This is a genomic window from bacterium (assembly GCA_019695335.1).
Lineage (GTDB): Bacteria > CLD3 > CLD3 > SB21 > SB21 > JABWBZ01.
The window spans coordinates 42468-49640 of the sequence record JAIBAF010000023.1; the positions used below are offsets into that span (position 1 = coordinate 42468).

The 7173-nt window shown below is 39.8% G+C and carries 6 protein-coding genes; 4 read left to right on the plus strand and 2 right to left on the minus strand.

The features are described 5' to 3' along the window. Positions 1-6: 6 nt before the first annotated feature. Genes K1X84_07945 through K1X84_07960 form a run of 4 tightly spaced genes read left to right on the plus strand, consistent with a single transcriptional unit; the run spans position 7 to position 5056 of the window. The gene (locus K1X84_07945) at positions 7-699 is read left to right on the plus strand and encodes a hypothetical protein (GenBank protein ID MBX7151556.1); all 693 of its coding nucleotides are present in this window, start codon (positions 7-9) and stop codon (positions 697-699) included. After that, a complete protein-coding gene (locus tag K1X84_07950; protein MBX7151557.1) occupies positions 699-1673 on the plus strand; it encodes a GHMP kinase in 975 nt (324 codons plus the stop codon). The genes K1X84_07945 and K1X84_07950 overlap by 1 nt, the downstream gene beginning before the upstream one ends. A 19-nt stretch (positions 1674-1692) precedes the next feature. Further along, positions 1693-4437 (plus strand): FG-GAP-like repeat-containing protein, encoded by a 2745-nt coding sequence (locus K1X84_07955; protein ID MBX7151558.1) that lies wholly within the window; start codon positions 1693-1695, stop codon positions 4435-4437. A gap of 7 nt (positions 4438-4444) precedes the next feature. Continuing rightward, the gene (locus K1X84_07960; GenBank protein ID MBX7151559.1) at positions 4445-5056 is read left to right on the plus strand and encodes an SIS domain-containing protein; all 612 of its coding nucleotides are present in this window, start codon (positions 4445-4447) and stop codon (positions 5054-5056) included. Positions 5057-5072: 16 nt separating this feature from the next. Here the strand turns inward: K1X84_07960 and K1X84_07965 are convergent, their stop codons facing one another. Beyond that, on the minus strand, positions 5073-6323 hold the full coding sequence (locus K1X84_07965) for a response regulator (protein MBX7151560.1): 1251 nt from the start codon (positions 6321-6323) through the stop codon (positions 5073-5075). After that, positions 6313-7173, minus strand: an 861-nt coding sequence (locus K1X84_07970) for a HAMP domain-containing histidine kinase (GenBank protein MBX7151561.1), incomplete at its 5' end; no start/stop codon positions are given. The genes K1X84_07970 and K1X84_07965, both read right to left, overlap by 11 nt.

Sequence of the window (7173 nt, forward strand, 5' to 3'; positions counted from 1 at the left end):
GTAATTATGGCCGGAGGAATGGGTACCCGTTTAAGGCCTCTTACTTATGAAATTCCTAAACCAATGGTTGTGGTGGGTGGAAAGCCTTATTTATACTATCAATTAAAATACCTTCAAAAATTCGGTTATACCGATGTATTAATTCTGATTGGGTATTTGGGGCACTATATCCAAGACTATTTTAAAGATGGAGACGATCTTGGATTGAATATTTCCTATTCCATTGAAAATGAGCCACTGGGGACTGGTGGGGCATTAAAAGGCGCTCAATCATTACTACAAGAAGTATTTATGCTGATTTATGGGGATTCCTTCCTACCTATTGATCTGAAAAATCTTGAGAATAGTTTCAATTACTCAAGCATGGCAGGGATGGTTGTTGTATATGACAATCGAGAAAATACGGACGTAACAAGTAACATTGCTGTTGATGCACAGGACACTATTTTGAAGTATAAAAAGAATTCAAACGACCATGATCTGAATTATGTAGATGCCGGTATTTCTATTTTTAATAAGAATGTCTGTGACTTAATTCCGGATAAGAAAAAAAAATCATTGGAAGAGGAGATTTTTCCAAGCTTGGTTGAACAGCGTAAACTCTTTGCGTATATCACCAATCAGCGTTTTTATGATATTGGTAACATACAACGATTAAGTGTTTTTGAAAATTATATCACTAACCATCCGATAATGTAATGATTATTTCAAGGACTCCTTTTAGAATTAGTTTTTCAGGTGGGGGAACGGACTTGCGGGAATTTTATCAGCATGATTTTGGGGCTGTAACCAGCACGGCCATTAATAAATATATGTATATAACCGTCAACAAGCGGTTTGACCACACAATTCGAGTGAGTTACTCCAAGACCGAAATTGTTGATTCAGTGGAACAGATTCATCATCCGATCGTTCGCGAAGCGTTGAAAAAAGTAGGATTAAAGGAGGCATTGGAAATTGTATCGGTCGCCGATATTCCATCTCAAGCTGGTCTTGGGTCGTCCAGCAGTTTTACAGTAGGATTATTACATGCTTTATACGCGTATAAAGGTGAATTTATATCAGCCGAACGTCTGGCAAAAGAAGCTTGTGAGCTTGAGATTGAAGTTCTTCGCGAACCGATTGGAAAACAAGATCAATACATTGCCGCTTTCGGTGGATTACAGAATATTCGCTTTAATTCAGATGAAACTGTTTTTGTCGACCCTGTAATTTGTTCAACGGATAGGAAACAAATATTTAATTCCCATTTACTGATGTTTTATACAGGGCAGACCAGAGCGGCCTCATCTATTTTAAACGAACAAAAAAAACAAACTGTAAATAAATTTAATTTTTTAAAACAAATGCGGGATTATGCTTTTGAAATAAGCTCGATTTTAACCTCGGATCGAGATATTAGTGAAATCGGAAAGCTGCTTGATGCTTCGTGGCAATTGAAGCGTAGTTTGACGGAAACCATAAGCAATGTTGATGTCGACAAAATTTATGCATTAGCATTGCAGAATGGAGCATTGGGCGGCAAGCTTTTAGGCGCAGGTGGAGGCGGGTTTATTTTGCTTTTTGCAGAACCTAACAAGCAAAAAGAACTTCGCCAGGCATTGGGTTTTTTGCAAGAGGTAATATTTTCTTTTGAGCCGCAAGGCAGTAAAATCATTTACGTAGGTCATTAACTCTGAAACGGGAGGGCATATGAAAGTGGAACGGTATTTACCAGCGACATGTACGTTTCTGTACATTCTTTTTTCAATATTATTTTTTCAAAATATTGGTTATTCACAGAAATTCAAACAAGCAGTCGGTAGCCAATTCATAAAAGTTGAAGGAATTATAGCTGCCGACAGCGGAAGCTCACTCGGCGCATCGTGGTGTGATTTTGACAATGACGGCGACCTGGATTTATTTGTTGCCTGCGGAACGGAAGGTTCATCCGAAAACAATCGCATGTATCGCAATGACGGTGGCGGAATATTTTTTAAAATTACTGACAAAATAATCGTCAATGATGGGGGAAAATCGCAAGCCGGTTCATGGGCTGACTATGACAATGACGGTGATTTTGATTTGTTTGTTGCTAATTATAATCAAAAGAATTTTTTATACCGTAATGACGGTAATTCGAATTTTACAAAAATAACTGAAGGACCGGTTGTAAATGATATAATGAATGCAGTTGCCGGAAGTTGGTCCGATTATGACAATGATGGCGATTTAGATCTTTTCGTTGCCAATCAATACGGACAGGCTAATGCGTTATATCAGAATCAGGGTAACGGAGCTTTTGTGAAGGTAACTTCCGGAGATATTGTGACCACTGTCGGCAATTCACGTTTTGGCTGTTGGGGAGACTATGATAATGACGGTAATGACGATTTATATGTTACAAATTGGTATGGGAGTAACTTTCTGTTTCATAACAACGGTAACGGTTCTTTTACGAGAATTACTACGGGTGCCATTGTGACGGATTCAGATAATTCTGAGAGTTGTAACTGGATCGATTACAATAACGACGGTTTTTTGGATTTATTTGTTGTCAATCATTTAAGTGCAAATTGTTTGTACCGTAATAATGGAAATGGTACATTTACAAAAATTACAAGCTTGGCGCTTGTTACTGAACACGGAGCTTATGCAGGTGCGGCATGGGCTGATTTTGATAACGACGGGGATTTGGATGTATTTTTGTCCGGAGGAGGCAACAGCGCCAATGCCAATTATTTGTATAGAAATGACGGAAACGATACGTTTACACAAATATCGGATTCACCACTTACGACAGAGATTTATTCAACATATGGATGTATTTGGGGTGACTACGATGATGATGGGGACGCTGATATATTCTTGAGTAATATCGGCAATGTTGCAAATTCTCTATTTCAAAATTCAGGGAATTCTAATCATTGGCTGCAAATAAAATGTGTCGGAGTAATATCTAATAAATCCGCTATAGGCGCTAAACTAAGAGTCAAAGCGACCATCAATGGGATTCAAAAATGGCAACTACAAGAACTTCAAGTGTTGTCAGGCAACCGCAGCCAAAATAATTTGAGTGGTAATTTCGGTCTTGGCGATGCGATCGTTGTCGATTCTTTGATTATTGAATGGCCGTCCGGAATTGTCACCAAGAGAACTAACGTCGCAGTTGATCAATTTCTGACCATCCAGGAAGTAACAGAGGAAGTGACGCTGGCGCTCAATCAAAATTTTACATTTCCCGGGCAAACCGGAGTGTTGGAAATGAGCCTTGAGAATTCGAAATTAGTAAGCGGTCTGCAATTTAACTTAATGAGTGATCCCAATGTTGTGAAAATCGATTCGATCAAATTGCTTAATCGTGCCGGTGAAATGGAGATCCTTTTTAACAAGGACATCCAAAAAGCAATTGTATTTTCATCAAGTCAAAAAACTATTGAATCCGGAGATGGCGTAATTGGCAGGCTTTATTATTCTGTAAATGCTGCATCACAACTTTTTGATACTGTTGATGTATTGATCGACAATATTTTGGCAAGCGGAACAAATAATCAACCTGCATCCGTTTATGTTGTACCGGGAAAAGTTATAACCGCTATCCGAGGGGATGTTAACTTAGATCAATCCGTGAATGTATTGGACGTACAAGAAACAGCCCGAATTATCGTCGGGCTGCCGGTATTCACGCAGCCTTCATTGGAAAATAAAGAAAAAATTGCAGACGTTTATCCTGAGCATGATGGTGACGGTGAAGTCAATCTTTTCGATCTGAATACGATTATTGAATGGAGCCTTGGAGAAGGCGGATTACTTAAAACTTACTTCTCTGCGTCGTCGATTGATTCAATGGTGATTTATTCCGGCAGCACGGTTGATTTAGGAGGTATTCAATTTGATATTCATAACGCAACGATCGTCTCTGTCAAGCTCGGCGTTTCAGCTTCAACAATGCAGTTGGCGTTTAATAGCACACGTGTTTTAGTATATTCATTAAATGATGAAACAATTGCTCCAGGTTATCATCCGGTAGCAACGATTTATTATGAAACAGGGGGAAGCCCGGTTGTTTCAAATATCGTTGCCGGTAATACAAGCGGACAAGGCTTATATACCGCTTCTAATGGCAATACCATAATGGTTGATGCAATGCCAGTTGATCCGGAACATCCAAAAATTCCAACTCAGGTTTTCTTGCATCAAAATTATCCTAATCCCTTTAATCCTGAAACAACGATTAAATATGAATTAATTACGCGGGCTAAAATTAAGCTTGCGATATTTAATGCGTTAGGGCAGGAAGTTGTGACGTTGGTCAATTCCATTCAGGAACCGGGTTTTAAGGCAATTAAATGGAGCGGACAGGATCACACCGGCAAGACGGTAAGTTCGGGCATTTATTTTTATCGATTACAAGTCGACAAACGGGTTTTTAGCAAAAAAATGTTATTCATTAAATAGGAGTTGAATGAACCAGCTACAGAAAAATTTTGCCGAATCAAACACCGCCGTAGATTATGTACGGCGGTATTTGAAATATTTGTCCGAATTATTATCTCATTTAGATGCGAATAAAATTGCTGAAATCATTGATTTATTATATCAGGCTCGGAATGACGGCCGCACGGTTTATTTAATTGGCAATGGCGGTAGCGCTGCATGTTCATCACATTGGGCCAATGATTTGTGCAACGGAACCAAAGTTAAAGGCAAAAAATTTATCCGAGCTGTGAGTTTAACCGACAACGTAGCGACGCTAACCGCGCTGGGCAATGATATAGGATACGACAATATTTTTGTTGCGCAATTGGAAAACCTTTTGCAATCGGGAGATATCGTCATTGGAATTTCAGCCAGTGGTAACTCACCGAATGTAGTTAAGGCATTCGAATATGCCAATTCGGTAGGAGCAATCACTGTTGGACTAATTGGCTTCGACGGAGGCAAAATGAAGGAACAATCGAAAGTAGTTTTGCATATTGTTACTGGAAAAGGCGAATACGGACCAGTCGAAGATATTCAGATGATTTTAGATCACGTCATGACGACTTTTCTGAGGCAGAAAATAGAAAAAGAATAAGCGTCCGGGAAAATTTTTATTTTTCTTTTGGTATCGTAATTACGAACTCCGAGCCTTTACCGATCACGCTCCATACGTCGATCGTTCCACTATGCTTTTCGATAATGCCATAACTAATCGTTAATCCCAACCCGGTGCCTTCTTCTTCGCTCTTGGTCGTAAAACCGCTCTCAAAAATCCGTGGCAGATTTTCAGCGGAAATTCCGCTTCCGTCGTCTTTGATGGAAATCTTGACTGAACCGTTTTCATTCCATGTTTTGATCCAAATATTGCCTTGGTCTTTTATCGATTGAGCGGCATTGTAAATCAGGTTGAGCATTACTTGTGTCAACGGTCCCGCCAAACCTTTGATGGTTGCAACAGGCTGATAATCGCGATGGAAATGAACGGCGTATTTATATTTATTTTTGAGCAGATTAATAGCGCGTTCGATCTGATCAATTATATTGACGCTTGTCCACTCTGCATCATCCAGCCTTGAAAATCCTCTGATATCCTGAATAATATCACGGGCCAGATCTGAAGCATTGTGAATAGTATTTAAAATGGATTCAAATTCCGTGATCGAAAATTCAAGATTATTTTGATGAATCCATTCTGTTATACGTTGCAAATCTTCGAAAGAACCGGCCTTCAACGTGCGATCAAACAAAACTTTTAAAAGAGCCCACTCATGTTTGGCCAGGATTGAAGCCTGATGCATGTTCGAAATCGGATTACCCAGTTCATGGCCGACGGCGCTCATGAGTTTTCCCAACGTCGTCATTTTCTCAGCCTGTATCAATTGGTTCTGGGCTTTTTCGAGTTCCTGGTAAGCAATTTCAAATGCTTTTTTATGAAAATAATGCTCGGCGGCCCGTTTGATATTGATCCGCAACGTTTCAAGATCGAAAGGTTTCAGGATAAATTTATAAATAAAACCTTTGTTGATGGCATCCATCATCACGCTAACATCCGAATACGCGCTAACCATGATCCGGATAGCATCGGGAACGATTTTTTGAGACTTCTCAAGAAAATCGGTGCCGTTCATATCCTGCATTTTTTGATCGGACAGGATCACAATAATATCCCGATGAGCTTCCAGAATTTTTAATCCTTCCGTACCGCCGGGCGCAGTAAAAATTTCATAATCGTCGCTTAATCCGCGTTGAATAACGCTTAAAATCGATGGTTCATCATCCACGCATAATACTTTGGTCTTGTGTTCAGGATCAAATTGAGGGATTTTACTGAGCAGTTGTTTACTGATTGTTTTAAGAGGCATGATTTTCCTGTGAATGTAACGTGAAAGTAAAGCGAGTGCCTTTTCCATTTTCACTTTCGACCCAGATGCGCCCGCCGTGTAATTCGATAATTTTTTTTGTAATCGCCATTCCTAAGCCCGTGCCGCGTTCGCCGTTCGTACCGACACGGCTCAGGTCGCTGAATTTATTGAATACCTGATCGATCTTTTCGTTTGGAATACCACGGCCGCTGTCTTCAACCGATATTTGAATTTCTTCTTGGCTGCCGAAAACTGATATCTGAACTTGACCACCACGATCGGTGAATTTTACAGCGTTGCTTAATAAGTTGCTGACGGCTTGCCACATTTTTTCTTTATCAATTTTGACAAGCAATTCGCTGTAACTTGGTTTAAATTCAATTTTAATTTCTTTTTGTTTGGCAACAGTTCGTATTTCTTCGATTTGTTCCCGAATGAGTTTGATGATATCACGGTTTTCAAGCTGAAGTTCAACTTTGCCGGCCTCGATTTTGGCGATGTCCAGCAGGTTGTTGATCAGTATTAACATGTGTTCAGATGCCCGGTGCATGAGTTCCAGATCATCCGCTAAATATTCGTCAGCTTTGTAATTTTGGTTTTTGGTTTCGTCCAAAATGACTTTGCTGGTACATAAAATCGAATTGAGCGGATTGCGGAGGTCGTGCGCTGCAATATTCAGAAACTCGTCTTTCAATTGATTCAATTCGCGAAGCTGTTCGTTTTTTTCCTGCAATTCCTGAGTACGCTCAGCAATGCGGTTTTCAAGGGCGCGGTTACGTTCATGAATCTTACGAAGCCGAAATTGATATCCGGTATATAAAGCTGCAATTAGTAATATACCGCACAGACT

Excerpts from the sequence above, each read along its gene's own strand:
- K1X84_07945 (MBX7151556.1), top strand. The coding sequence starts at position 7 with ATGGCCGGAGGAATGGGTACCCGTTTAAGGCCTCTTACTTATGAAATT.
- K1X84_07950 (MBX7151557.1), top strand. The coding sequence starts at position 699 with ATGATTATTTCAAGGACTCCTTTTAGAATTAGTTTTTCAGGTGGGGGA.
- K1X84_07955 (MBX7151558.1), top strand. The coding sequence starts at position 1,693 with ATGAAAGTGGAACGGTATTTACCAGCGACATGTACGTTTCTGTACATT.
- K1X84_07960 (MBX7151559.1), top strand. The coding sequence starts at position 4,445 with ATGAACCAGCTACAGAAAAATTTTGCCGAATCAAACACCGCCGTAGAT.
- K1X84_07965 (MBX7151560.1), bottom strand. The coding sequence starts at position 6,323 with ATGCCTCTTAAAACAATCAGTAAACAACTGCTCAGTAAAATCCCTCAA.